This is a genomic window from Mitsuaria sp. GD03876, from assembly GCF_029840635.1.
In the GTDB taxonomy this organism is placed as follows: Bacteria; Pseudomonadota; Gammaproteobacteria; order Burkholderiales; family Burkholderiaceae_C; genus Roseateles.
In genome coordinates, this window is record NZ_JAOCCU010000055.1 from 15,087 (window position 1) to 40,306 (window position 25,220).

The 25,220-nt window shown below is 69.4% G+C and carries 20 protein-coding genes; 11 read left to right on the plus strand and 9 right to left on the minus strand.

Annotation, left to right across the window (positions count from 1 at the left end; all coding sequences use genetic code 11):
• Positions 1-2 precede the first annotated feature (2 nt).
• The 7 genes from N5D62_RS24775 (at position 3) to N5D62_RS24805 (ending at position 9,581) form a co-directional block, all read left to right on the plus strand.
• On the plus strand, positions 3-1,424 hold the full coding sequence (locus tag N5D62_RS24775; RefSeq protein ID WP_279760657.1) for an NAD(P)(+) transhydrogenase (Re/Si-specific) subunit beta: 1,422 nt from the start codon (positions 3-5) through the stop codon (positions 1,422-1,424).
• Positions 1,425-1,751: 327 nt separating this feature from the next.
• Positions 1,752-3,647 (plus strand): hypothetical protein, encoded by a 1,896-nt coding sequence (locus N5D62_RS24780; protein ID WP_279760659.1) that lies wholly within the window; start codon positions 1,752-1,754, stop codon positions 3,645-3,647.
• Positions 3,648-3,799: 152 nt separating this feature from the next.
• Positions 3,800-5,761, plus strand: coding sequence for an ATP-binding protein (locus N5D62_RS24785; protein WP_279760661.1), 1,962 nt, complete (start codon positions 3,800-3,802; stop codon positions 5,759-5,761).
• A gap of 158 nt (positions 5,762-5,919) precedes the next feature.
• Positions 5,920-7,593 carry a long-chain-fatty-acid--CoA ligase gene (locus N5D62_RS24790; RefSeq protein WP_279760662.1) on the plus strand — a complete coding sequence of 558 codons (1,674 nt, stop codon included), beginning with the start codon at positions 5,920-5,922 and terminating at the stop codon, positions 7,591-7,593.
• An 86-nt stretch (positions 7,594-7,679) separates the two neighbouring features.
• Entirely contained in the window at positions 7,680-8,231 is a 552-nt protein-coding gene (locus tag N5D62_RS24795; protein WP_279760664.1) for a hypothetical protein, read from the plus strand.
• A 45-nt stretch (positions 8,232-8,276) separates the two neighbouring features.
• On the plus strand, positions 8,277-8,834 hold the full coding sequence (locus N5D62_RS24800; RefSeq protein WP_279760665.1) for an NAD(P)H-dependent oxidoreductase: 558 nt from the start codon (positions 8,277-8,279) through the stop codon (positions 8,832-8,834).
• Between the two features lie 15 nt (positions 8,835-8,849).
• Positions 8,850-9,581, plus strand: a complete 732-nt coding sequence (locus tag N5D62_RS24805; RefSeq protein WP_279760667.1) for a 16S rRNA (uracil(1498)-N(3))-methyltransferase — start codon at positions 8,850-8,852, stop codon at positions 9,579-9,581.
• Positions 9,582-9,592: 11 nt separating this feature from the next.
• Here the strand turns inward: N5D62_RS24805 and N5D62_RS24810 are convergent, their stop codons facing one another.
• The 9 genes from N5D62_RS24810 to N5D62_RS24850 all read right to left on the minus strand — a co-directional run bounded on the left by N5D62_RS24810 (position 9,593) and on the right by N5D62_RS24850 (position 18,439).
• Positions 9,593-9,907, minus strand: a complete 315-nt coding sequence (locus tag N5D62_RS24810; RefSeq protein ID WP_279760669.1) for a type II toxin-antitoxin system RelE/ParE family toxin — start codon at positions 9,905-9,907, stop codon at positions 9,593-9,595.
• Complete coding sequence (locus N5D62_RS24815; RefSeq protein ID WP_279760670.1) at positions 9,904-10,167, minus strand: type II toxin-antitoxin system ParD family antitoxin; 264 nt, start codon at positions 10,165-10,167, stop codon at positions 9,904-9,906. The genes N5D62_RS24810 and N5D62_RS24815 overlap by 4 nt, the downstream gene beginning before the upstream one ends.
• Positions 10,168-10,236: 69 nt before the next feature.
• Positions 10,237-11,514, minus strand: coding sequence for a THUMP domain-containing protein (locus N5D62_RS24820; protein ID WP_279760672.1), 1,278 nt, complete (start codon positions 11,512-11,514; stop codon positions 10,237-10,239).
• Positions 11,515-11,660: 146 nt separating this feature from the next.
• On the minus strand, positions 11,661-13,184 hold the full coding sequence (locus N5D62_RS24825) for an RNA polymerase factor sigma-54 (RefSeq protein ID WP_279760674.1): 1,524 nt from the start codon (positions 13,182-13,184) through the stop codon (positions 11,661-11,663).
• Between the two features lie 15 nt (positions 13,185-13,199).
• Positions 13,200-13,967: an LPS export ABC transporter ATP-binding protein gene (gene lptB / locus N5D62_RS24830; protein WP_279760675.1), complete on the minus strand. Its 768-nt coding sequence runs from the start codon at positions 13,965-13,967 to the stop codon at positions 13,200-13,202.
• Positions 13,964-14,587: a lipopolysaccharide transport periplasmic protein LptA gene (gene lptA, locus N5D62_RS24835; protein ID WP_279760677.1), complete on the minus strand. Its 624-nt coding sequence runs from the start codon at positions 14,585-14,587 to the stop codon at positions 13,964-13,966. Before lptA ends, lptB begins: the two co-directional genes overlap by 4 nt.
• Before the next feature lie 169 nt (positions 14,588-14,756).
• The gene (locus N5D62_RS24840; RefSeq protein WP_279760678.1) at positions 14,757-16,445 is read right to left on the minus strand and encodes a dipeptide ABC transporter ATP-binding protein; all 1,689 of its coding nucleotides are present in this window, start codon (positions 16,443-16,445) and stop codon (positions 14,757-14,759) included.
• Between the two features lie 6 nt (positions 16,446-16,451).
• The gene (locus N5D62_RS24845; RefSeq protein WP_279760679.1) at positions 16,452-17,504 is read right to left on the minus strand and encodes an ABC transporter permease; all 1,053 of its coding nucleotides are present in this window, start codon (positions 17,502-17,504) and stop codon (positions 16,452-16,454) included.
• Positions 17,501-18,439 carry an ABC transporter permease gene (locus tag N5D62_RS24850; protein ID WP_279760680.1) on the minus strand — a complete coding sequence of 313 codons (939 nt, stop codon included), beginning with the start codon at positions 18,437-18,439 and terminating at the stop codon, positions 17,501-17,503. The genes N5D62_RS24845 and N5D62_RS24850 overlap by 4 nt, the downstream gene beginning before the upstream one ends.
• A gap of 330 nt (positions 18,440-18,769) precedes the next feature.
• Here N5D62_RS24850 and N5D62_RS24855 point away from each other — a divergent pair, with 330 nt between their 5' ends.
• The 4 genes from N5D62_RS24855 to N5D62_RS24870 all read left to right on the plus strand — a co-directional run.
• Positions 18,770-20,623 (plus strand): ABC transporter substrate-binding protein, encoded by a 1,854-nt coding sequence (locus N5D62_RS24855; protein ID WP_279760681.1) that lies wholly within the window; start codon positions 18,770-18,772, stop codon positions 20,621-20,623.
• Positions 20,624-20,667: 44 nt separating this feature from the next.
• Positions 20,668-22,521 (plus strand): ABC transporter substrate-binding protein, encoded by a 1,854-nt coding sequence (locus tag N5D62_RS24860; protein WP_279760682.1) that lies wholly within the window; start codon positions 20,668-20,670, stop codon positions 22,519-22,521.
• Between the two features lie 8 nt (positions 22,522-22,529).
• Entirely contained in the window at positions 22,530-24,413 is a 1,884-nt protein-coding gene (locus N5D62_RS24865; protein WP_279760683.1) for an ABC transporter substrate-binding protein, read from the plus strand.
• 143 nt (positions 24,414-24,556) lie between these two features.
• A partial coding sequence (locus N5D62_RS24870) for an AMP-binding protein (protein WP_279760685.1) occupies positions 24,557-25,220 on the plus strand: 664 nt, incomplete at its 3' end.

Sequence of the window (25,220 nt, forward strand, 5' to 3'; positions counted from 1 at the left end):
CGATGTCGATGAACCTCGTCACGCTGCTGTACCTGATCGCGAGCGTCTGCTTCATCCAGGCGCTCAAGGGCCTGTCCCATCCGACGACGTCGATCCGCGGCAACGTCTTCGGCATGGCCGGCATGACCATCGCCGTGCTGACCACCGGCGCGCTGATCCTGAAGCTGGCCGGCGGCGCCGGGCCGGGGCTGGTCTACGTGCTCGGTGGCCTGGTCGTCGGCGGCGGCATCGGCGCGGTGATGGCGCAACGCGTCGAGATGACCAAGATGCCGGAGCTGGTCGCCTTCATGCACAGCATGATCGGCCTGGCGGCGGTGTGCATCGCGGTCGCGGCGGTCGCCGAGCCGCATGCCTTCGGCATCGCCGCGCACGGCGACCCGATCCCCGGCGGCAACCGCATCGAGCTGGCGCTGGGCTGCTTCATCGGCGCGGTGACCTTCTCGGGCTCGGTCATCGCCTTCGGCAAGCTCAGCGGCAAGTACAAGTTCCGCCTGTTCCAGGGCGCGCCGGTGACCTTCGCCGGCCAGCACTGGCTGAACCTGGCGCTGGGCCTGGCCGCGGCCTTCTTCATCTTCGGCTTCTGGCATTCGCAGAGCTGGATCGACTTCATCCTCGTCACCGCGCTGGGCTTCGCGCTGGGCGTGCTGCTGATCATCCCGATCGGCGGCGCGGACATGCCGGTCGTCGTGTCGATGCTCAACAGCTATTCGGGCTGGGCGGCGGCGGGCATCGGCTTCTCGCTGAACAACAGCATGCTGATCATCGCGGGGTCGCTGGTGGGCAGCTCGGGCGCGATCCTGAGCTACATCATGTGCAAGGCGATGAACCGCTCGTTCTTCAACGTGATCCTGGGCGGTTTCGGCGCCGAGGCCGGCGCCGCCGCCGCCACCGCGCAGCAGCGCAACGTCCGCAGCGGCAGCGCCGACGATGCCGCCTTCATCCTGGGCAACGCCGAGAGCGTGCTCATCGTTCCCGGCTACGGCCTGGCCGTCGCCCGCGCGCAGCACGCGGTCAAGGAACTGGCGCAGAAGCTGATCGAGCGCGGCGTCACGGTCCGCTACGCGATCCATCCGGTGGCGGGCCGCATGCCCGGCCACATGAACGTGCTGCTGGCCGAGGCCGAGGTGCCCTACGACCAGGTCCACGAGATGGAGGACATCAACGCGGAGTTCGGCCAGACCGACGTCGCGATCATCCTGGGCGCCAACGACGTGGTGAATCCGGCCGCGCTGCAGAAGGGCAGCCCGATCTACGGCATGCCGATCCTGGAGGCGTACAAGGCGCGCACGGTGATCGTCAACAAGCGCTCGATGGCCGCGGGCTACGCCGGCCTGGACAACGAGCTGTTCTACATGGACAAGACGATGATGGTCTTCGGCGACGCCAAGAAGGTGGTCGAAGACATGGTCAAGGCCGTCGAATGAGGGAGACGAGGGAGGCGTGTGCGCTGGGAAAGTGACGTCTTCCAGTCCTTCCAGTGAGCGCCCTACCGATACGGGTGGGAGGCGTCGATCAAATCCACAGGTGGCGGTTAATGCCGTCGGGGAATGACTTGAACAGACTGCGGAGCCTTCCACTCCGGCCTGTTCATGATGTCCGACCCCAAGTCCCTGGCACCGCGCAACCTCCCCCTCCAGCCCTCTCCAGGGGGGCATGAGGCGCCGCCGCCGACGGCCGCGCCCCCGCGCCGTCGCCGCGACGACGAACCCGAAGACGAACCCGACGAGCCTCAACGCTCCCATTCCGACGCGTTGCTCGCCGCCAGCCTCGGCCTGCTCGGCATCGGGGGCGCGGGGGCGGTGTCGCTGCTCGGAGGCGGATCGGATGCCGCGCCCGCGGAGACCGATCGCGTGAAGCCGGAAGTGCGGCCCGAGCGTCCCGCGCCCGACGGCGCGAATCCGGAGCCACCCAAGCCCGATCGCCCTAAACCGGAGGTCCCCAAGCCGGACGACCCCAAGCCGGTGGATCCGACGCCGGAGACCCCCAAGCCGGACGATCCGAAGCCGGTGGATCCGCCACCGGTCGATCCCACGCCCGTCGACCCGAAACCACAGGATCCCAAGCCGCAGGACCCGAAGCCGGAGGACCCCAAGCCGGTCGATCCGAAGCCCGACGACCCCAAGCCGGAGGATCCCAAACCGGAGGATCCCAAGCCCATCGATCCGACGCTCGGTCCCAAGCCGGGCCGCCTGAGCGCGTCGCTGGTCGCCGATACCGGCGCGCAGGCCGACGACCGCGTCACCGCCCGCGCGGACGTGGCGATCCAGGGCCGCGAGCCGGGCGCCTCGGTCTGGTTCAGCCTGGACGGCGGCCAGCGATGGGACCCGATGGTCGGCGAGGCGCTGCTCGAATCCCACTTTGGCGCCGACGGCCGCAAGTCGCTGCTGCTCAAGCAGGTCGACGCCAAGGGTCATGAGGGCGATATCAGCGACCCGCTGGTCTTCGACCTGGACCGCCAGGCGCCGGGCGCCTTGGGCTGGGCATTGCCGTCGGGCCGGCCGGCGCTGGGCCGGGACGACGTGGTGGCGGTCTCGGGCGCGGAGCAAGGCGCATTGCTCGAGTACAGGCTCGCCGGCGGCCCCTGGGTGCCGTTCGAGGCCGGCAAGCTGACCGCCAGCGCGTTCGGCCAAAGCGGGACGCACGCGGTCGGGTTGAGGCAGACCGACCGCGCGGGCAACGTCGGCGCCGAGCGCCTGTTCGACATCCCCGCGGACCTGGACCCACCGCCCATGCCCGAACTGCTGCTGCTGGGGCACGACGCGGTGCTCGATCTCTTCGGCAGGCCGACGACTCCCAGTGCGAACGTGTCCGTGGGCAAGCAGGAGGCCGGCGCCAAGTTGTTCTACTACCTCGACGCCGGCAGTTCGTGGGTGGAGTTCCAGGGCGCCTTCCTGCCGGGGTCGACCTTCGGCACCGGCTTCCAGGAGAAGCACGTCAATCTGAGGGTGAAGCAGGTGGACGCCGCGGGCAACGCCAGCGCCATCGCGGAGCTGTACTTCAGGTTCGACAACTACGCCAATGCGCTCACCTGCGAGATCCCGCTGAAGGGCAGGCCCGCGCTGGGGCTGAACGACAAGCTCCTGATCGGGAACATCGAGACGGGGTTCTCCGGTGTGCCGGGTTTCAAGGAGTTGGCCTACGCCGTCGATGGCGGCAACTGGCAACCGTTCACCGGCAACACGCTGGACGTCAAGACGCTGTTCCAGACGGACGGGACGCACCTGCTCCGGCTCAAGCAGACGGACCTGGTGGGCAACGTCAGCGAGGTGAGCCGCATCCAGGTGCCGGTCGATGTCACCCCGCCGAAGCCGGCCACGCTGGCGCTGGTCAACGACGACGGCGCGAGCGCCACCGACCGCGTCACCACCGACGGCACGCTGCGGATCACCGGCGGCGAGGTCGGGGCGACCTTCCGGTTCCGGGTCAACGGCGGCACCTGGTTCGAGAACTGGAAGCTCGATCCGGGCCAGGATCGCGCCGACATCGCCGGCGGCTACTTCGCCCAGGTCACTCCGGCCGGGCTTCACAGCAGCCAGAAGTGGTACGGCGCCAAGCACGTGGAACTCCAGATCGTCGACGCGGCGGGCAACATCGGCGCGAGCGCGTTCCTGCCCTTCGAGCTGCTGCCGCCCGCGCCGGTGATCTGAGCGGCACCGCCCCCCTTGAACCGAGCGTTGCCGGGCGCCGGACCATCCCCTAGCATCGTCGGCGGCCGGGCCTGACGGCTTCCCGGCGGCGCCTCCCCCGGGCCGGGCGCCCGCCGCGGTCGGCGCGCGCTCCGCGCCAGGGGAGCGTCGACGTGACGGTGTTCATGCGATCGATCGAGGACCGTGTCGTCCTGCCGGGGGCCTCCCTGCGGTGGATGGCGCTGTTGATCGCCCTGCCCTTGCTGCTGCTCGGCGCGGTACACCTGTTCTCGTTGCAGTACGGCACCTCGCTGCCGCCGCGGGTCCAGCGCCTGGCGCAGGCGAACCTGCTGCCCGGCGCCGTCGCGCCGCCGGCGACGGCCGCCTCCACGCCGGCCGGCGTGCCGGTCGTCCTGCCGGTGCAGATCCGCGACACCGACATGCCGGGCCCCTTGTGGTTCACCGTGGACTTCCGCCTGGAAGCCGCCGCCGACGTGCCCTATTGGCTGATCGTCCAGCACCGGCCGGCGGCGGCCATCTACCTGGATGGCCAGTTGATCGCCAACTCCGGTCCCGGCGGCGGGTATGCGGCCGAGGACGAAGGCGACCTCGCCGAACGCGGCCTGCTGCTGGCCGGCCGCCGGCTGCAGGTGAGCATCCCGCCGTCGCTGCTGCAGGCCGGCGATCACCGCCTCAGCCTGCGCCTGGCGCGGCCGGGCTTCGAGGGTGCGGGCCTGTCCGCGCCCCTGCTCGGCCCCGCGGCGCAGATCCGCGCGCTGCAGGAGGGGCGGCGCTTCTGGCAGGTCCTGCGCGTGACCACCGCGCTGGCCGGGCTGGTGATCGGCGCCTTCATGCTGATGGTCTGGCTGGCGCTGCGCCAGGAATGGCTGTATGGCGTGACCGGCCTGTTCTGCGTCTGCACCGCGCTGCTGCTGTCGCCCTACCTGCTCAACGGCGCGCTGTTCCCGGCGCCCTGGTGGCGGGTCACGCTGGACCTGGCCGACGTGCTGTCCAAGGCGCTGCTGCTGTTCCTGGTCGCGCGGCTGTCGGGGCTGCGGGCGCGCTGGCCCGAGAAGATGGCGGCCGCCTACCTCGGCATGGCGGTCGTGATCGACGGCGCCGCGGCCGTCCTCGGCTGGAGCTGGACCGACTTCCGCCATCCCTGGCCCTGGTGGGCGCTCGGCAGCCGGGCGGTGGTGCTGGGCCTGGCCGCGGTGCTGGCCGTGCGCGCGGCGCTGGCCACGCGCCGCCGCGCCCACCTGGTCGGCGCCTGCGCGGTGGCGCTGTCGGGCTGGGTCTGGCTCTACGTGAGCTGGTTCGCGCTGGTCGTGTCGCAGCAGATGAGCGTCGTGGACATCAACGTGATCGGCCACGCAGTGCTGATCGCCATGGCCGGCGTGGCGCTGCAGCGGCGCTTCGTCGGCTCGCTGCGCGACCAGGCGATGGCGCGCGTGCGGCTGCAGCAGGCGCTGGACCAGCGCACCCTCGAACTCCAGGACCGCTGGGAGGACCTGCAGGACAGCGAGCGCCAGCGCACCGCCGCGCAGGAGCGCGAGCGGCTGCTGCAGGAGATGCACGACGGCCTGGGCTCGCAGCTGGTCACCGCGCGGCTGTGCGCGGAGCGCGGCGTGCCGTCGTCCTCGCTGGTCGGGCTGCTGGACGACTGCATCCGCGAGATGCGGCTCACCGTGGACGCGCTCGCGGTCACCGACGGCGACCTGACGCTGCTGCTGGCCAACCTGCGCCACCGCATGGGGCCCCGGCTGCAGGACGCGGGCCTGGACCTGGACTGGCAGCTGTCGGACGTGCCGTTGCTGCCGACGCTGCGCGGCACCGGCGGCCGCGAGCTGATCCGCATCGTGCAGGAGGCGCTCAGCAACGTCATCCACCACGCCGGCGCGACGCGGGTCCGCTTCGCGACGCGGGTGGACGAGGCGCGGGGCCAGGTCTTGCTGTCGATCGTGGACAACGGCCGCGGCCTGTCGGCGGACCTGCGCCAGGGCAATGGCCTGCGCGGCATGCGCCGCCGCGCCGAGCGCATCCGCGCCGACATCGAATGGCGCGCGCCCGAGGACGCGCCGCTGCCCGGCGGCACCGAGCTGCTGCTGCGGCTGCCGCTGCGCGCGCCCGGCTGAACGTGCGCCACCGCACGCAGCGACCCGATCGCGTCGCATTCGGGCCCTTCCCGGCCTGTTCTGGAGTCATCTCTCCACTTTGTGCGCTCTATCGAATCCCCTGATGGGGGGCGCATGGCGATCAGCGAGAATCCGCGCCGTACCTTGGAGACAGAACAATGGAGAAGAACTGGCTGAAGCACTATCCGGCGGGGGTGCCCGCCGCGATCGATGCGGATGTCTATCCCTCGCTGGTCGAGCTGATGGAAGCGGCGTTCAAGCAGTTTCCGGAGCGGGCCGCCTACAAGATGCTGGGCCGCTCGATCAGCTTCGCGCAGATCGACGAGGCCTCGCGCGCGATGGCCGCGTACCTGCAGGGCCTGGGGCTGGAGAAGGGCGATCGCGTCGCGATCATGATGCCCAACGTCCCCCAATATCCGGTGGCGGTGGCCGCGGTGCTGCGCGCGGGCTATGTCGTGGTCAACGTGAACCCGCTGTACACGCCGCGCGAGCTCGAGCACCAGCTCAAGGACGCCGGCGCCAAGGCGATCGTCATCATCGAGAACTTCGCCGCCACGCTGCAGCAGGTGCTGGCGCATGTGCCGACCAAGCACATCGTGCTGGCCTCGATGGGCGACATGCTGGGCTTCGCCAAGGGCATGGTCGTCAACTACGTGGTGCGCAAGATCAAGAAGCTGGTGCCGGCCTTCGAGCTGCCGTCGGCGGTGCGCTTCAACGACGCGCTGGCCCAGGGCCGCGGCCGGACGTACCAGCGGCCGGCGGTCGGCCCCAACGACATCGCGGTGCTGCAGTACACCGGCGGCACGACCGGCGTCTCCAAGGGCGCGGTGCTGCTGCATCGCCACCTGGTGGCCAACACGCTGCAGTGCGAGGCCTGGTACCAGCCCGCGCTGAAGAAGAAACCCGCCGACGAGCAGCTGATGAGCGTCTGCGCGCTGCCGCTGTATCACATCTTCGGTTTCACGACCAACCTGATGCTGTCGATGCGGGTGGGCGGCTGCAACGTGCTGATCCCCAATCCGCGCGACCTGCCGGCGGTGTTCAAGGAGCTCAGCCACCACAAGATCCACAGCTTCCCGGCGGTCAACACGCTCTTCATGGCGATGGCCAACCACGCGCAGTTCAACACCGTGGACTGGAGCGGGCTGGTGATCTCGGTCGGCGGCGGCATGGCGGTGCAGCAGGCCACGGCGCGGCTGTGGCTGGAGAAGACCGGCTGCCCGATCGTCGAAGGCTACGGCCTGTCCGAGACCTCGCCGGTGGCGTGCTGCAACCCGACGGACAGCACCGCCTACACCGGCTCGATCGGCCTGCCGCTGCCCGGCACCGAGGTCGTGCTGCTAGACGACGACGGCCGCGAGGTGCCCCCCGGCACCGCCGGCGAGATCGCGATCCGCGGCCCGCAGGTGATGGCCGGCTACTGGCAGCGGCCGGACGAGACCGCCAAGGTCATGACCGCCGACGGCTTCTTCCGCACCGGCGACGTCGGCACGGTGGACGAGCGCGGCTTCTTCCGCATCGTGGACCGCAAGAAGGACATGATCCTGGTCAGCGGCTTCAACGTGTATCCGAACGAGATCGAGGATGTGCTGACGCAGATGCCGGGCGTGCTGGAGTGCGCCGCGGTCGGCGTGCCCGACGAGAAGGCCGGCGAGACGGTGAAGGTCGTGATCGTGCGCCGCAACCCGGCGCTGACCGAGGCCGACGTGAAGGCCTTCTGCGAGGCCAACCTGACCGGCTACAAGCGCCCGCGGATCATCGAGTTCCGCACCGAGCTCCCGAAAACGCCGGTGGGCAAGGTGTTGCGGCGTGAACTGCGAGACAAAAAGTAGCAATCGAACGCCCATTCACGGGAATGCACGCGGGCGAAAACCGCCCCTGACGGCCTAAAGTTCGCCCTCCTGGAGGAGGCAAGGCCGTGCTCGAAGATCGTTACGAGAAAACAGAGGCCGGGAGGGCGGAAATCAAGTCGCGCGCGCTGGTGCAGGCGCGCGTGGCCCGCAACCTGTTGCTGGTGATCGACGCCGGCAAGACCGGCGGGGAATGGCTGGGGCTGGTGCAAGGCGCCGTGCCGGCCGATCTGGAACTGCTGCTGCAGCATCAACTGGTGAAGGTCACCGCCGGCGCGCCCTTGTCGCGGCCGATGGCCGGGGCGCCGGCCTCGGTGCCGATGGCCTCGAGCAGCGGCCCGTCGTCGCGGATGAGCGGGGCCTCGGCCTCGAAGCCGGCGCCGTCGCGGCTGGCCGGGGCGCCGACGTCGTCGCTGGACTATTCGCAGCTGTACGCGGCGCTGAGCACCTTCGCCAAGCAGCAGGGGCTGCTCAAGGGCTACAAGCTGGCGCTCGAGGTCGAGCAATGCGCCGACATGGCGGCGCTGCAGACGCTGGCGCTGGACATCGTCGACCGCGTGCGCGCCAGCAAGGGCGACGCCGCGGCGCACGAACTGCGTGCGACACTGGGTTTCAACTGAACCCGGCCGCCGACGAGGCGGTCTTCCATTGTTGGGAGTGTCCTCATGTCCACGTCCTATCGCGTCGCGGTGCTGGTCGGCAGCCTGCGCAAGGCCTCGTTCAACCGCAAGCTGGCGCTCGCGCTGGCGAAGCTGGCCCCGGCCGAGCTGAAACTGGAGATCGTCGAGATCGGCCAGCTGCCTTTCTATAACGAGGACGACGCGGCCGAGCCGCCGGCGGCCTGGGTCGAGTTCCGCAACACGATCAAGGGCGCCGACGCGGTGCTGTTCGTGAGCCCCGAGTACAACCGCTCGATCCCCGGCGTGCTGAAGAACGCGCTGGACGTGGGTTCGCGGCCGTACGGGCACAACGCCTTCGACGGCAAGCCCTCGGCGGTGATCACGCTGTCGCCGGGCGCGCTGGGCGGCTTCGGCGCCCATCACCACCTGCGCCAGGTGCTGGCCTGCCTGAACGCGCCGCTGCTGCCGTCGCCGGAGGTCTACCTGGGCGGCGCGGCCGAGATGTTCACCGCCGACGGCGACATCGCCAAGCCGGAGACCGAGGCCTTCCTGCGCAAGGTGATGACGGCCTTCGCGGGCTGGGTGCAGACGCTCAAGGGGTGAGGCTTGGCGGCACGGTTGTTTGTCGAGCAGCCGCTGGCGGCGGCGGGGCTCGAGGCTGAACTGGCGCTGCCGCCCGGCGCGGCGCGTCACGTGCAGGTGCTGCGGCTGCAGCCCGGGGACGAGGTCACGCTGTTCGACGGCAGCGGCGACGAGTGGACCGCGGCGGTCACGGCGATGGGACGCAGCGAGGTGCGCGTCGCGTTGAAGGCTCGCCAGCCGGTCGATCGCGAGTTGCGGCGGGCGGTGACGCTGGCGGTCGTGATGCCGGCGAACGACCGGATGGACGGCATCGTCGAGAAGGCCTGCGAGCTGGGCGCAGCGGGGATCCAGCCGCTGATGAGCGAGCGCTCGGTGCTGCGGCTGACCGGCGACCGGGCGGAAAAGAAGCGGGCGCACTGGCAGGGCGTGGCGATCGCGGCGGCGGAGCAATGCGGGCGGTCGAAGCCGCTGCAGGTCGCGGCGGTGAAGACGCTGGCGCAGTGGCTGGCCGAGTTGCCCGCCGATGCCGACGAGCAGCGCTGGCTGCTGAGCCCGGTGGCGGCGCAACCGCTGCCGGCGCTGACGTCGTTGGCGAACGACGCGGGACGCGTCGTGGTCCTGAGCGGCCCCGAAGGCGGCCTCAGCGAGGCCGAGGAGCAATCCGCCCGGTCACGCGGCTTCAGCGCCGCGAAGCTGGGTCCGCGGATCCTGCGGGCGGATACGGCGCCGTTGGCTGTCCTTGGATGGCTGGCACTGAGCGAGGCCTAGTCGTCGAATCATCACTTGCCTTTCAATCGATTCCAGGCGGCCAGCAGCGGGGTGTGATCGCGCGACATGTGCATCACATGCGTGACTTCGATGGCCCCGCCAAGGACGCGATAGAAGATGCGGTAGTTCCCGTGCGTACGGCGACGGAAACCACTTCGCTCGAAACCCTGCAACACCGGATACGACTCGCCCACGCGACCAAGGGCAATGATCTTCTCCCGCAACTCCCGGAGGAAGGAGTCCGCGCGTCGTCGGTTGCTTGTCGCGATGTACTGGTGTATCGACCGCACGTCCGCCCAGGCCTCCGGGTGGAGGCTGACCTTCATTCGCTGTCTTCGCCCGTGATCCCGAGATCGCGATAAAGGCGATCGAAGGCCTCTTCCACCGGGATGTAGTCCGAGGACGGCGTGGCCAGGCGGCGTTCCAAAAGTTCAGTGAACGCTCGACCTTTCGCCTCGCGCCAATCCCTCAATTCCTCGCTCTCGCGCAGCACCTGCGTGCGCGACGAATACTTTCCGCTCTCGATCAGATTCAGCACGACGGCCTCCAGTTCGGGTCCCAGGTCTGCGTGAATCATCTCGGCCATTCCCTCGGAAAGAAATCGCATCGTAGGGGGAGGCTGCATCCCCAACAAGGCGGCCCCCTTCCGGCGAAGTTATTCGTCGGTGTCAGCGGCCGGCTTGCGCGCGGAACCCGCGACCAGGTCGAACCTGAACAGCCGGCATTCGATCGGTCCGTTCCACATCGGGATGCGGCGCGACTCCTTGAGCCGCATCTTGCTCGGCAGCTTCATCTCCGGGCACAGCAGCCAGGCGGTCCAGCCGGCCGCGTGCTGCGTGTACGCGCGCTTCCAGTGCGCCGACAGGCGCGGGAAGAAGTCGTCGCCGGCATCGCGCTCCTCCGACAGCGCGCCGCCGTCCAGGCGCTGCGAGCCAGCCTTGCCGCGGACCTCGATCCGCTCGCCGTAGGGCGGGTTCAGCATCAGCGTGCCGGGCACGTCGTCCGGCAGCTTGGGCGCCGGGCGCTCCAACGCGTCGCCGCCGTTGAACTGGATGTACTGCGCCACGCCCGCGCGCTCGGCGTTGCGGCGCGCGAAGTCGACCATCCGGAACGACACGTCGCTGGCGAAGATCGCCACCTCCGGCGCGCGCTCCGCCGCGCGCGCCTCGTCCTTCATCGCGCGCCACGCCGGCAGCAGCGGCTGGAACGGCTTGAGCTTCTCGAAGGCGAAGCGCCGCTGGATCCCCGGCGCGATGTTGCAGGCGATCGTCGCGGCCTCGACCGGGATGGTCCCCGAGCCGCAGCAGGGATCGTGCAACGCGCCGCCCTGCTCGCGCGTGCCCTTCCAGCCCGCCGCGGCCAGCATCGCCGCCGCCAGCGTCTCCTTCAGCGGCGCGTCGCCCTTGTCCTCGCGCCAGCCGCGCTTGAACAGCGGCTCGCCGGAGCTGTCGACGTAGACCGTCGCCAGCTCCTCGGTCAGGTGCAGCTGCAGCGGCAGGTCCGGCCAGCGCGTGTCGACGCTGGGCCGCTCGCCGGTGCCCTCGCGCAGCACGTCGCAGACGGCGTCCTTCACCCGCAGCGTGGCGAAGTTCAGGCTGTGCAGCGGCGAACGCTGCGCCGTCGTGTCCACCCGCAGCGTCTGCCGCGGCGTGATCCAGCGCGACCAGTCCACCGTGCGCGCGATCGCGTAGATGTCGTCCTCGTGCCGGTACTCCTCGCGCGCGACCTCGATCAGCACGCGCTGCGCCAGCCGGCTGTGCAGGTTCAGCCGCATCACCGCCGCCATCGTCCCGTACAGGCCGACGCCGCCGCGGAAGGCCTTCGGGCCCTGCAGGCATTCGTCCGGGCCGAGGATCTCGCGCACCTCGTCCTCCAGCCAGTCTTCGACGCCGGCGGCGCAGGGCAGGAACAGGTGATAGGCGGAATCGGACATCGTGCGGGCTGGGTGGATCGGGCGCCGCGGCGCCCGGGGAAATCAAGGGCCGGATTGTCCCACCGCCGGCCGCATGCCCTTTCCGGCTCCGTCGCCCGCGGGGCGGGAGAGGGCTGGGGTGCGAGCGTGGCGGGACTCGTGCGTCGTCAGCGCGCCTTGCGCAGGTTGGCCGGCGCGAGCTTGAGCGCCTCGCGGTACTTGGCCACAGTGCGGCGCGCCACGGTGATGCCCTGCTCGCCGAGCATCGTCGACAGCTGGCTGTCCGACAGCGGACTGACCGGATCCTCGGCCGCGATGAACTGCTTGATCAGCGCCCGCACCGCGGTGCTCGACGCATTGCCGCCGGCCTCGGTCGACAGGCTGGAGCCGAAGAAGTACTTCAGCTCGAAGGTGCCCCACGGCGTGGCCATGTACTTGGCGGTGGTGACGCGCGAGATCGTCGACTCATGCAGGCCGAGCTCGTCGGCGATCTCGCGCAGCACCAGCGGCTTCATCGCCAGCTCGCCATGGGTGAAGAAGCCGCGCTGGCGCTCGACGATCGCCTCGCTGACGCGCTGGATCGTGTCGAAGCGCTGCTGGATGTTCTTGATGAACCAGCGCGCCTCCTGCAGCTGCCCGCCCAGCGGCGAGTTGCTGACGCCGCCGCGCGTGGCCCGCAGCGCCTGCGCGTAAAGCTCGTTGATGCGCAGCTTGGGCAGCACGTCCGGATTGATCGAGACGCGGAAGTTGCGACCCGCCTTCTGCACGATCACGTCGGGCACGACGGGCCGGTTCTCGCTGGGCGCGTAGGCGCGACCGGGCTTGGGCTCCAGGCCGGCGATCAGCGCCTGCGCCTCGCGCAGCAGCTCCTCGTCCGCGCCGGTCAGCGACATCAGCCGCCGCCAGTCGCGCTTGGCCAGCAGGTCCAGGTGGCGCCGGCAGACCACGATCGCCAGCGCCTGCTCCGGCGACCGCCCCAGCGCGCGCAACTGCAGCTCCAGGCATTCGCCGAGGTCGCGGGCGCCGACGCCGGCGGGCTCCATCGACTGCAGCCACTTCAGCGCGACCTTGAAGCGGTCCAGCAGCTCCTCGCGCTGTTCCAGGTCGGCCTCCTCGCCGAGGATCGCGGCGACCAGGTCCTCGAGCGGATCCTCGAGGTAGCCGTCGTCGTTCAGCGACTCGATCAGCGCCAGCAGCGCCGCGCGGTCCAGCGCGCTCAGGTTCATGCCGGGGATCTGCGCGCGCAGCACGTCCTGCAGCGATTCGGACGGGGCCTCGGACTCCGGGCGCTCGTCGTCGTCGCCGCCGGACGCGGCGCTGCCGCTGCCCGGCGTCTCGCGGATGCCGTCGAAGTCGTCGCCCTCGGTGCCGTTCTCCCAGTCGTCGCGCTCGGTGGTGCCGAATTCCTCGGCCCGCATCTCCTCGCCCGCCGGGGCGTCGCCGCCGGACTCGGACTCGGTCTGCGCGACGCGCTCCTCGCGTTCCTCGCGCTCGGTGATGCGCTCCTGGCTGGCGGTGGGCAGCGGCGCGTCGAATTCCTCGTCGGTCTCCAGCAGCGGATTGCTGGCCAGCATCTGCTCCACCTCCTGGTGGAGCTCCAGCGTGGACAGCTGCAGCAGACGGATGGACTGCTGCAGCTGAGGCGTCAGCGCGAGATGCTGGGACAGGCGAACCTGTAGCGTCGGCCTCATGTCGACTCCCGGCCCTTACATCTTGAAGTGTTCGCCGAGGTAGACCCTGCGCACGTCCTGATGCTCGACGATGTGCTGGGGCGTGCCTTCGGCCAGCACGGCCCCCTCGCTGATGATGTAGGCGCGGTCGCAGATGCCCAGCGTCTCGCGCACGTTGTGGTCGGTGATCAGCACGCCGATGCCACGCTGCTTCAGGAAACGGATGATCCGCTGGATCTCCAGCACCGCGATCGGGTCGACGCCGGCGAAGGGCTCGTCCAGCAGGATGAAGCGGGGTTGCGTCGCCAGCGCGCGGGCGATCTCGACGCGGCGGCGCTCGCCGCCGGACAGCGCCGGCGCCGGCGTGTCGCGCAGCTTCTCGATCGACAGCTCGTTGAGCAGCTTGTCCAGCTCCGCGTCGATGCGCGAGGACGACCAGGCCTTGCCCTTCTCGTCGAGCTGCAGCTCGAGCACGGCGCGGATGTTCTCCTCGACGTTGAGCTTGCGGAAGATCGAGGCTTCCTGCGGCAGGTAGCTCAGCCCCATCCGCGAGCGCTGATGGATCGGCAGGTTCTGCACCGGCTGGCCGTCGATCTGGATCTCGCCGGCATCGGCGCGCACCAGGCCCACGATCATGTAGAAGCTGGTCGTCTTGCCGGCGCCGTTGGGACCGAGCAGGCCGATCACCTCGCCGCTGTGCAGGTCCAGGTGGACGTCCTTGACCACCTTGCGCACGCCATACGACTTCTGCAGCCCCCAGGCCTGCAGGCGGCTCCGGGCGGCGTTCTTGCGGGCTTCGGTCATTGCGGCTGCGACTGACGCGGCGTCAGGTTGATGCTGGGGCGCAGGGGCAGCGGGGCGCTGCTGGCCGGCGGCGGCTCGCTCGCGGCGTTGCGCGGCATCAGCACGACACGGCCGCGGCCGCTCGGGTGCGGGGAGTTGGCGCCGGTCTCGACGACCAGGCGCTCGGTGCGGTTGTCGTAGTTCAGCGTGGCGCCGGACAGTGCCTGCTTGAGCTGGTCGCCCTGCATGACGCGCGCCTCGGCATTGCCGACCAGGCGGATCGTCTCGGTGCGGGTGTCGTACTCGATCTGGTCGGCGCGGCCTTCGATGCGCTCGCCCGGGGTGTCGCGGTTCTGGCGGAACTGCACCTGCTTGCCGGTCGCGCCGTTGGCGTAGGCCTGGTAGTAGCCGTCGCTCGTCTCCTGGACGTCCATGCGTTCGGCGCGCAGCTCCATCGAGCCCTTGGTCATGATCACGTTGCCGTTGAACTCGGACCGCTGCTTGACCTTGTCGATCGCGCCTTCACGGTCGAAAACCAGGTTCAGGGGCTTGGATCGGTCGTCCTTCGACGCCTGTGCCCACGGCGCGGCAAGGACCAGCGCGAGCGCGGTCGACAACAGCAGGGGGCGGCGAAGCGACATGTGGTGAATCCTGGCGGCACAAAACTTGCGAGCCATTCTAGCCATCGCTTGCGGGGGACGGAGCGTGAGCCAGCCAACTGGGGCCCCTTTGCTCCGTGTCCCCCTTTGGCACCCTGCCGGTTGCCAAATTCCTCCTAATACCTACGCAAAGCGGCCCCAGTAGGCTGGTTCAGGCCACCGCTGCGGTGTCGTGGCCCTGGTAGCCCCGTGGCACCGCGCCCAGCAGTCGCTTCGTGTACTCCTCCTTCGGGGCGGCGAGCAGCGCGCGGGCGTCGTTCTGTTCGACGACGTCGCCGTGCTGCATCACCAGCACCTCGTCGGAGATGAACTTCACCACCGCCAGGTCGTGGCTGATGAAGATGTAGCTCAGCCCGAACTCGTCCTGCAGGTCCTTGAGCAGGTTCAGCACCTGCGCCTGCACCGACACGTCCAGCGCCGACACCGCCTCGTCCAGCACCAGCACCTCCGGCTTCAGCGTCAGGCAGCGCGCGATCGCGATCCGCTGGCGCTGGCCGCCGGAGAACTCGTGCGGGTACTTGTGCAACGCCGACTCGTCCAGCCCCACCTTGCGCAGCAACGCGCTGGCCGTGGCCAGGCGCTCGCCGTGGTCCTTGCCGATGCCGTGGATCTCCATCGGCTCCAGCAGCGTCTGCGCGATCGTGAAGCGCGGGTTCAGCGACGCGTACGGGTTCTGGAACACCACCTGGATGCGGCGGCGCATCTTCTGCCAGTCCGCGCCCGACATCTTCAGCAGGTCCTTGCCCTCGAAGAGCACCTCGCCGCCGGTGGGCTCGTGCAGCCGCAGCAGCGTCAGGCCCATCGTCGTCTTGCCCGAGCCCGACTCGCCCACCACGCCCAGCGTGTGGCCCTTGCGCAGCGTGAAGTCCACGCCCTTGACGGCCTGGAACTCGGTCTTGCCGAACAGCCCGGACTTGAAGAAGAAGCTCTTCTTCAGGCCCCGCGCCTGAAGGATCACCGGCGCGTCCGGGTCCTTGGCCTTGCCCGTGCCCTGCGCGCCGCGGCCCGCGATGTGGTCGTCGATGACCATCAGCCGCGCCGGGTTCTCCGTCAGCGACGGCCGGCAGGCCAGCAAGGCCTTCGTGTACGCGTCCTGCGGCCGGTGGAAGATGTCCGCCACCGGCGCCTTCTCGCGGATCTCGCCATGGCGCATGACCACGACCTGGTCGGCGATCTCGCCCACCACGCCCAGGTCATGCGAGATGAACAGCATGCTCATCTTGTGCGTGTCCTTGAGCCGCGCCAGCAGCTCCATCACCTGGCGCTGGATCGTCACGTCCAGCGCCGTGGTCGGCTCGTCGGCGATCAGCAGCTTGGGGTTGCACGCCAGCGCCACCGCGATCATCACGCGCTGCTGCTGGCCGCCGGACATCTCGTGCGGATAGCTCTTCAGGCGCCGCTTCGGATCGGGGATGCCGACCTCGTTGAGCAGCTCCTCGGCGCGCGCCAGCGCCTGGCGCCGGCTCATGCCCAGGTGCTTGATCAGCGGCTCCATGATCTGGTCCGCGACCTGGAACACCGGGTTCAGCGAGCTCATCGGGTCCTGGAACACGCAGGCGATCTCGCGCCCGCGCACCGACTGCAACTCGCGCAGCGAGGTCTTGAGCAGGTCGCGGCCCTGGAACAGGATCGCGCCGCTGCGCTCGGCGTTGTCGGGCAGCAGGTTCAGGATGGACATCGCCGTCACGCTCTTGCCCGAGCCCGACTCGCCCACCAGCGCCACCGTGCCGTTCTCCGGGATGTCGAAGCTGACGCCCTTGACGGCCAGCTGGCGCTGCATGACGCCGCCGGTCTTGCCCATGCGGAAGGCGACCTTCAGGTCTTGAATGCTCAACAGCATGGCGACTTACTCCAGACCGCGAAGTTTCGGATCGAGCGCGTCGCGCAGCGCATCCGTGAAGAGGGCGAAGGCCGTGACGAAGATCGCCATGAAGCCGGTCACCGCCGCCAGCTGCCACCAGTAGCCCAGGATCAGCTCGCTCTGCGCCTCGGCCAGCATCGTGCCCCAGGAGACCTGGTCCACGCTCACGCCCAGGCCCAGATAGGACAGGATCACCTCGCTCTTGATGAAGCCGACGACGTGCAGCGACAGCTGCACCAGCGCCACGTGCGAGACGTTGGGCAGGATGTGCTTGAACATCCGCGAGGACTTGCTCGCGCCGATGGCCTCGGCGCTGCGCACGTACTCGCGCACCGAGTGCTTCATGAACTCGGCCCGCACCAGGCGGTAGATGCCGGTCCAGCCCGCCAGCCCCAGGATCATCACCACCGGCAGCACGCCGCGGCCGAAGACCACCGCGAAGGCGAAGATCAGCAGGATGTTGGGCATCGCCGTGAAGACGTTGTAGACCCACTCCAGCACGTCGCCGACCTTGCCGCCGTAGAAGCCCGACAGCGCGCCCAGCACCGTGCCGATGACCGTGGCCACCAGCGCGGCCAGCACGCCGACCATGATCGAGATCTCCGCGCCCTTGATCGCCTTGGCCAGCACGTCGCGGCCCAGCCGGTCGCCGCCGAAGGGCAGCGTCTCGGCGCGCGGCGCCTCGTCGGTCTTGTACTGCTTGGCCTTTTCGGCCCACTCGGCGTACTTGGGCGCCAGCGGGTCGATGTCGCTCAGGTCGACGTTGGGGCCCTTGGGCTGGGCCACCGCGCCGGCGCTTTCCGCCGGCATCGGCCCGACGAAGGTCGGCGGCGCGTTGGGCACGCCGGTCTCGCGCTGCCAGTCGCCGGCCACCAGGCCCAGGCCCGCGGCGATCACCAGCAGCAACGACAGCGCGACGACGACCATCGCGCCCATGCCGAGCCGGTCGGCCCGCAGCCGCCGCCACGACGCGGCCCACACGCCCTGCGAGCGCTTCGGCGCCACGGCCGCCGGTTGGTTGGACAACACTGCGCTCATTTGAGGACCACCCGGGGATCGACCAGCTTGTAGAGAAGATCGGTGACGAGGTTCACCACCATCGTCAGCGCCGCGATGTAGATCGCGAACGCCTGGATCACCGGATAGTCGTTGCGGTTCACCGCCAGCAGGATCTCGCGGCCCAGGCCGGGGATCGAGAAGAACACCTCCAGCAGGAACGAGCCCACGAACACGCTGGGCAGCGCCACCGAGATGTTGGTCATGATCGGGATCATCGCGTTGCGCAGCACGTGCTTGAGCAGGATCGTGCGCTCGGTCAGGCCCTTGGCCCGCGCGGTGCGCACGTACTCATGGCCGATCTCGTCGAGGAAGAAGGTGCGGTACAGCCGCGTGTACGGCGACAGCGCCACCGCCACCGCCACGAACACCGGCAGCGGCGCGTAGGTCGTCAGGTTAGTCCAGAAGCTGTCGCTCCAGCCCTGCACCGGGAACCAGCCCAGCCGGAAGGCGAAGACGTACTGGAACACGATCACGTAGACCAGCAGCGAGACCGACACCGCCACCGTCGTCACGATCATCACCGCGCGGTCGGTCAGGCTGCCTCGCATGTAGGCCACGGCCAGCGCGAACGGGATCGCCAGGATCACCTCCAGCACCAGGATCGGCAGCATCACCGTCAGCGTCGCCGGCATGCGCGTGGCGAAGAGGTTGGCCACCGACTCGTTGGTCGCCCAGCTCTTGCCCCAGTCGAAGGTCACGATCTGCTGCAGGAAGATCAGCAGCTGCTCCCACACCGGCTTGTTCAGCCCGAGCTGCTCGCGGATGGCTTCGATCTGGTCCTGGCTGGCGTTCAGGCCGCCCAGCACTTCGGCGGGATCGCCGCCAAACCATTTGAAGAGGAAGAACACCAGCAGCACGACGCCCAACAAGGTCGGGACCATCTGCCACAGGCGCCTGATGAGATAGGCCGCCATGTCCGCGGAACTCCATGCAAGCGCCGCCGTCGATGCGCGTCGAGCGCGCCTCGCGGCGACCGAAAAGACAAACCCCGGACGCTTGTGACGGCCGGGGCCTGCGGGTCGAAAAATCACGCGCGAGTCTACGTGACCGGTTGTCACCGACGCACCGGCATTTGCCCTGAATCCATCGAAGAAAACTGATGAAGGGCCTCTGTGAATCAGGCGCTTCCATCCGCAATGCGCCCCGGTCCGCGCACCCCGCGCGAGGCTCGGGGTTGTTGGCATGGCGGGCGCGGACAGCGCCCACTAGACTGGCGCGCTTTCGAATTCGAGGACGGCATCTTGATGCGACGCGGCATGGCCGGGACGGGGTCCCTGGCGCTCTTACTTTCGGCATCCCTCGCGGGCTTCGGGCCGCACGCACGGGCGGCCGACGAGGCCGCGCCGGCCGCCGCGCCCAAGGTGCTGCGCTACGCGATCCGCGTGGCCGAGACCGGCTTCGATCCGGCGCAGGTCACCGACCTGTACTCGCGCAACGTGACCTCGGCGATCTTCGACGCGCCGCTGCGCTACAGCTACCTGGGCCGTCCCTACCGGCTCGAGCCCAACGTCACCGACGGCCTGCCCGAGGTCTTCGACGACTTCAAGCGCTTCGTCTTCAAGCTCAAGCCCGGCATCTACTTCGCCGACGATCCGGCGTTCAAGGGCCAGCGCCGCGAGCTCGTCGCCGAGGACCTGGTCTACACGATCAAGCGCCATTACGACCCGAAGAACAAGAGCGGCCACCTCTACCGGCTGGAGGGCGCGAAGATCCTGGGCCTGTCCGAGGTGCGCGCCGAATCGCTCAAGGGCAAGACGCCGTTCGACTACGCGCGTCCCGTCGACGGCGTGCGCGCGCTGGACCGCTACACGGTCGAGATCCGCGTGGCCAACAGCGATCCGCGCTTCCTGCTGCATTTCGCCGATCCGATGCTGGGCCTGGTCGCGCGCGAGGTCGTCGAGGCCTACGGCGACAAGATCATGGAGCACCCGGTGGGCACCGGCGCGTGGCGCCTGGCCGAGTGGCGGCGGTCGTCGCGCATGGTGCTGGAGAAGAACCCCAACTTCCGCGAAGTCCGCTACCACGAGGAAGTCGGCCCGGACCGCCCGGCCGCGCTGGTCGAGCAGGTCAAGCGGCTGCAGGGCCGCAAGCTGCCGATGGTGGACCGCGTGGAGATCGCGGTGATCGAGGAGTCGCAGCCGCGCTGGCTGTCGTTCCTGCGCAAGGAGTTCGACTTCCTGGACGAGCTGCCCGAGGACTTCGCGCCGGTGGCGATCCCGCGCAACAAGATCGCGCCCAACCTGGCCAAGGACGGCATGCGCGCGATCCGCTACGAGCGCGCCGACATCTCCGCCTCCTACTTCAACATGGAGGACCCGGTCGTCGGCGGCTACACGCCCGAGAAGATCGCGCTGCGCCGCGCGATCGCGCTGGGCGTGGACGTCGAGCGCCAGGTGCGCCTTCCCCGCAAGGGCCAGGCGATTCCCGCGCAGGGGATCATCTCGCCGGGCGTGACCGGCTACGACAAGGCCTTCAAGACCGAGATGAGCCAGTACGACCCGGCCCGCGCCAAGGCGCTGCTGGACCTGTACGGCTACGTCGACAAGGACGGCGACGGCTGGCGCGACCTGCCCGACGGGCGTCCGCTGGTGCTCGAGTACGCGACCCAGCCCGACGGCCGCAACCGCCAGCTGGTCGAGCTGTGGCAGAAGGACATGGACGCGCTGAACGTGCGCATCAAGTTCAAGATCGCCAAGTGGCCCGAGAACCTCAAGGCCGCCAACGCCGGCAAGCTGCAGATGTGGGGCATGGGCTGGAGCGCCGACATCCCCGACGGCGAGAACTTCCTCGGCCTGGCCTACGGCGGCAGCAAGGGGCAGTCCAACAAGGCGCGCTTCGACCTGCCGGAGTTCAACGCGCTGTACCGCAAGCAGCATTCGATGGCCGACGGCCCCGAGCGCGTGGCGGTGATGCAGGACGCGCAGCGCCTGCTGACGGCTTACATGCCCTACAAGGTCGAGGTCCACCGCATCTACACCGACATCGCCCAGCCCTGGGTGATCGGCTACGACAAGAACCTCTACCAGCGCGATTTCTACTCCTACGTCGACATCGACACCGACGCGCTGGCCAAGGCCCACGTCAAGCCCAAGAACTGATCCCCGCCGACCCCCGCCGACCCATGATGACGACCCGCGCCCGAGTGCTCCCCCTGATCCTGCGCGGGGCCGTCCTCGCGTCCGCGCTGGCGCTGGCCGGCGCGCAGGCGGCCGACGCGCCCGCCTCGGCCCCGGCCTCGCATCCGGGCGCCGCCGCGCCGCAGAAGGTCCTGCGCTACGCCTTCCGCGTCGCGGAGACCGGCTTCGATCCGGCCAAGATCAGCGACCTCTACTCGCGGATGATCACGCCCCACATCTTCGAGGGCCTGTACACCTACGACCAGCTCGCGCGTCCGGCGCGGCTCAAGCCGCTGACGGCCGCGGCGCCGCCCGAGTCAGCCGACGACTACAAGCTCTGGACCGTGAAGCTGCGCCCGGGCATCCGCTTCGCCGACGATCCCGCGTTCAAGGGCAAGCCGCGCGAGCTGACCGCCGAGGACTACGTCTACGCGATCAAGCGCTTCGCCGATCCGGCGGTCGCCTCGCCGGCGTGGAGCGAGATCGAGGAGCTCGAGCTGGTCGGCCTGAACGAGTACCGCGCGCAGATCCGCAAGGCGGGCAAGCCCTTCGACTACGACAAGCCGATCGAGGGCCTGCGCGCGCTGGACCGCCTCACGCTGCAGTTCAAGACCAAGGAGACGCGGCCGCGGCTGATGGAGGTGTTCGCGCAGGGCGACCTGTACGGCGCCGTCGCGCGCGAGGTCATCGAGGCCTATCCCGGCGACTCGATGGCGCATCCGGTGGGCACCGGGCCGTTCGTGCTGAAGCAATGGCGGCGGTCCTCGCTGATCGTGCTGGAGCGCAACCCGCTGTACCGCGAGCGCTTCTACGACCAGGAGGTCGATCCCGCGCCCGGCGACGCCGAGGGCCAGGCGCTGAAGGCGCGCTTCCAGGGCCGGCGCATGCCGATGATCGATCGCGTCGAGGTCAGCATCATCGAGGAGAACCAGCCGCGCTGGCTGTCCTTCCTGAACGGCGAGTACGACTTCATCGAGCGCACGCCCGAGGACTTCATCACCCAGGCGATGCCCAACGGCAAGATCGCGCCCAACCTGGAGAAGCAGGGCAAGCACGCGTACCGGACGGTGGCGTCGGACGTGCTGTTCACCGTGTTCAACATGGAGGACCCGCTGGTGGGCGGCTACACGCCGGAGAAGATCGCGCTGCGCCGCGCGATCTCGCTGGCGATGGACGTCGACCGCGAGCTGCGCCTGGTGCGCCGCGGGCAGGCGACGCCGGCGCAGTCGCTGTACATGCCGGGCACGACCGGCTACGACGCCAGCTTCAAGAGCGACATGAGCACCTTCGATCCGGCGCGCGCCAAGGCGCTGCTGGACCTGTACGGCTACGTCGACAAGGACGGCGACGGCTGGCGCGACCGTCCCGACGGCACGCCGCTGGTGCTGGAGAGCCTGACCACGCCGGAGCAGTTCCAGCGCCAGATCGACGAGATCGTGCAGAAGAACCTGAACGCGGTCGGCCTGCGCATCGTGTTCAAGCCGGCCAAGTGGCCCGAGAACCTCAAGGCGCTGCGCGCCGGCAAGTACCAGGTGTGGTCGCTGGCGACCTCGGCCTCCAAGCCCGACGGGCAGGACTCGCTGGCGAGGATGTACAGCGGCCAGATCGGCGCGCAGAACTACGCGCGCTTCAAGCTGCCCGCCGTCGACAAGCTCTACGAGGAAGCCTCGCACCTGCCCGACGGGCCGGAGCGGATGCGGATCTTCGACGAGACCAAGCGCTACGCCTCGGCCTACATGCCCTACAAGTACCGCGGCCACCGCTTCATCACCGACATCGCCCAGCCGCAGCTGATCGGCTACCGCCGGCCGCAGTTCTGGCAGAACTGGTGGGAGTACGTGGACATCGATCCCGACGCCGCCGCGAAGTACAAGCACTAGGCCGGCCCATGCGCGCACATTTCCCTGTCCCCGTCGCCGCGCTGATCCTGGGCGCCGCGGCGCTCGCCACCGCCTTCTCCACCGTCCCGGCCTTCGCGGCGCCGCCCGCGCCGCGTCCCGGCGCCGGCGCCGAGGCCGCGAAGCCAGGCCCGGTGCCGGCCGCGCCGGAGAAGGTCCTGCGCTACGCCTTCCTGGTGGCCGAGACCGGCTTCGATCCGGCGCAGCTCAGCGACCTCTACTCGCGCATCGTCACCGCCCACATCTTCGAGTCGCTCTACAACTACGACTACCTGGCGCGGCCCTTCAAGCTCAAGCCCAACACCGCGGCGGCGATGCCGGAGGTCTCGGAGGACTTCCGCACCTGGACGATCCGGATCCGCCCCGGCATCTACTTCGCCGACGATCCCGCGTTCAAGGGCAAGCGGCGCGAGCTGACCGCCGAGGACTACGTCTACAGCCTCAAGCGCTTCTTCGATCCGGCGACCAAGGGGCCGCTGTATTCGAGCTTCAAGCAGGAAGGCATCGTCGGGCTGGAGGCGCTGCGCGCCGCCGCGTTGAAGAACAAGCGGCCCTTCGACTACGACAAGCCGGTCGAGGGCCTGCGCGCGCTGGACCGCTACACGCTCCAGTTCAAGCTGGAGGAGCCGCGGCCGCGCTTCATCTACAACCTGGCCGGCGGCGACACCTATGGCGCGGTGGCGCGCGAGGTGATCGAGGCCTACGCGGGCAAGACGATGGAGCACCCGGTGGGCACCGGGCCCTTCATGCTGGAGCGCTGGCGGCGTGGTTCGCTGATCCGGCTGGTGCGCAATCCCGGCTACCGCGACGTCGTCTACGACGCGCAGCCCACGCCCGGCGACACCGAGGGCGAGGCGCTGCTGGCGCGCTTCAAGGGCCGCAAGCTGCCGATGGTGGACGCGGTCGAGATCAGCATCATCGAGGCCGGCCAGCCGCGCTGGCTGTCGTTCCTGAACCGCGAGTTCGACCTGCTCTACCTGCTGCCCGAGGAATACGCCGACGTGGCGATCCCGCATGGGCAGCTGGCGCCCAACCTGGCCAAGCAGGGCGTGCAGATGTACCGCGTGCTGGCGAGCGACCGCACGATGTACTACTTCAACATGGAGGACGCGACCGTCGGCGGCTACACGCCGGAGAAGGTCGCGTTGCGGCGCGCGATCGGCCTGGCGACGGACATCCCCACCGAGATCGCGACGACGCGCCGTCATCAGGCGGTGCCGGCGCAGTCGGTGGTGGCGCCGATGACCTGGGGCTACGAGGCCGACTACAAGAGCGAGAACTCCGACTTCGACCTGCCGCGGGCGAAGGCGCTGCTCGATACCTACGGCTATGTCGACAAGGACGGCGACGGCTGGCGCGACAAGCCCGACGGCAGCCCGCTGGTGCTGGAGGTGGCGTCGACGCCGGACTCGCGGTCCAAGCCCTATGACGAGCTGTGGAAGCGCGACATGGACAAGCTGGGCATCCAGATCAAGATCCGGATGGCGCAGTGGCCGGAGAACCTGAAGTCCGCGCGGGCGGGGCAGCTGATGATCTGGCAGCTGGGCTTCAACAGCTCCACGCCGGATGCGCAGCTGGGGCTGGAGCTGCTGTACGGGCCGGCGTCGGGCGGGCAGAACCTGGGGCGCTTCAAGCTCGAGCGCTACGACGAGATCTACCGCCGGATGATGGTGCTGCCTGACGGGCCCGAGCGGGCCGCGCTGCTGCGCGAGGCGCAGAAGCTGCTGACCGCCTACATGCCGCAGAAGTACCGGGTGCACCGGCTGGTGACCGACCTCGCGCAGCCGTGGCTGGTCGGGTATCGGCGGCCTTACTTCAACCAGATCTTCTGGCCGTACGTCGATATCGAGACGGAGAAGCTGCCCCGACGTTGAACCAGCCGTGGAAGGCTCCCTCGCCCGCACTGCGGGAGAGGGCGGGGGGTGAGGGCCAGCGCATGCACCAACCGCCGGTCGCGCGCGTGACGGCGTGTCGGAAGAACCTGGGCTACCGTCGAGCACTCGACAAGGAGTCCCGCATGGTCCCGACGCCGCAGATCGATCACTACCGCCGCTTCCTGCGCGAGGAGCGCGGTCTCGTCTTCGAGGACTACGCCGCGCTGTGGGGCTGGTCGGTGACCGAGCTCGACGCCTTCTGGCGCAGCATCTGGGACCACTTCGACCTGCGCTCCGGGACGCCGTTCGAGCAGGCGCTCGACGAGGAGCGCATGCCCGGCGCGGTCTGGTTCCGCGGCGCGACGCTGAACATCGCGGCCCAGGCGCTGCGGCATGCCGACGCGGCCGAGGCCGCCGGCCATCCGGCGATCGTGCATGCCAACGAGGCGATGCTGGCGCGCGGCGAGCTCGGCGAGATGCGCTGGTCCGAGCTGCGGCGCCAGGTCGGCGCGCTGGCCGCGTCGTTGCATGACCTGGGCGTGCGGCGCGGCGATCGCGTCGTCGCCTACCTGCCCAACGTGCCGGCGACGGCGGTGGCCTTCCTCGCGGTGGCCAGCCTGGGCGCGGTGTGGTCCGTGTGCTCGCCCGACATGGGCCCGGTGGCGGTGCTGGACCGCTTCCGCCAGATCGAGCCCCGGGTGTTGATCGCCGCCGACGGCGTGCGCTACGCCGGCCAGGACATCGACCGCATGGGCCTGCTCGCGACCTTGCTCGACGAGCTGCCGACGGTCACGGAGGTGGTGCTGC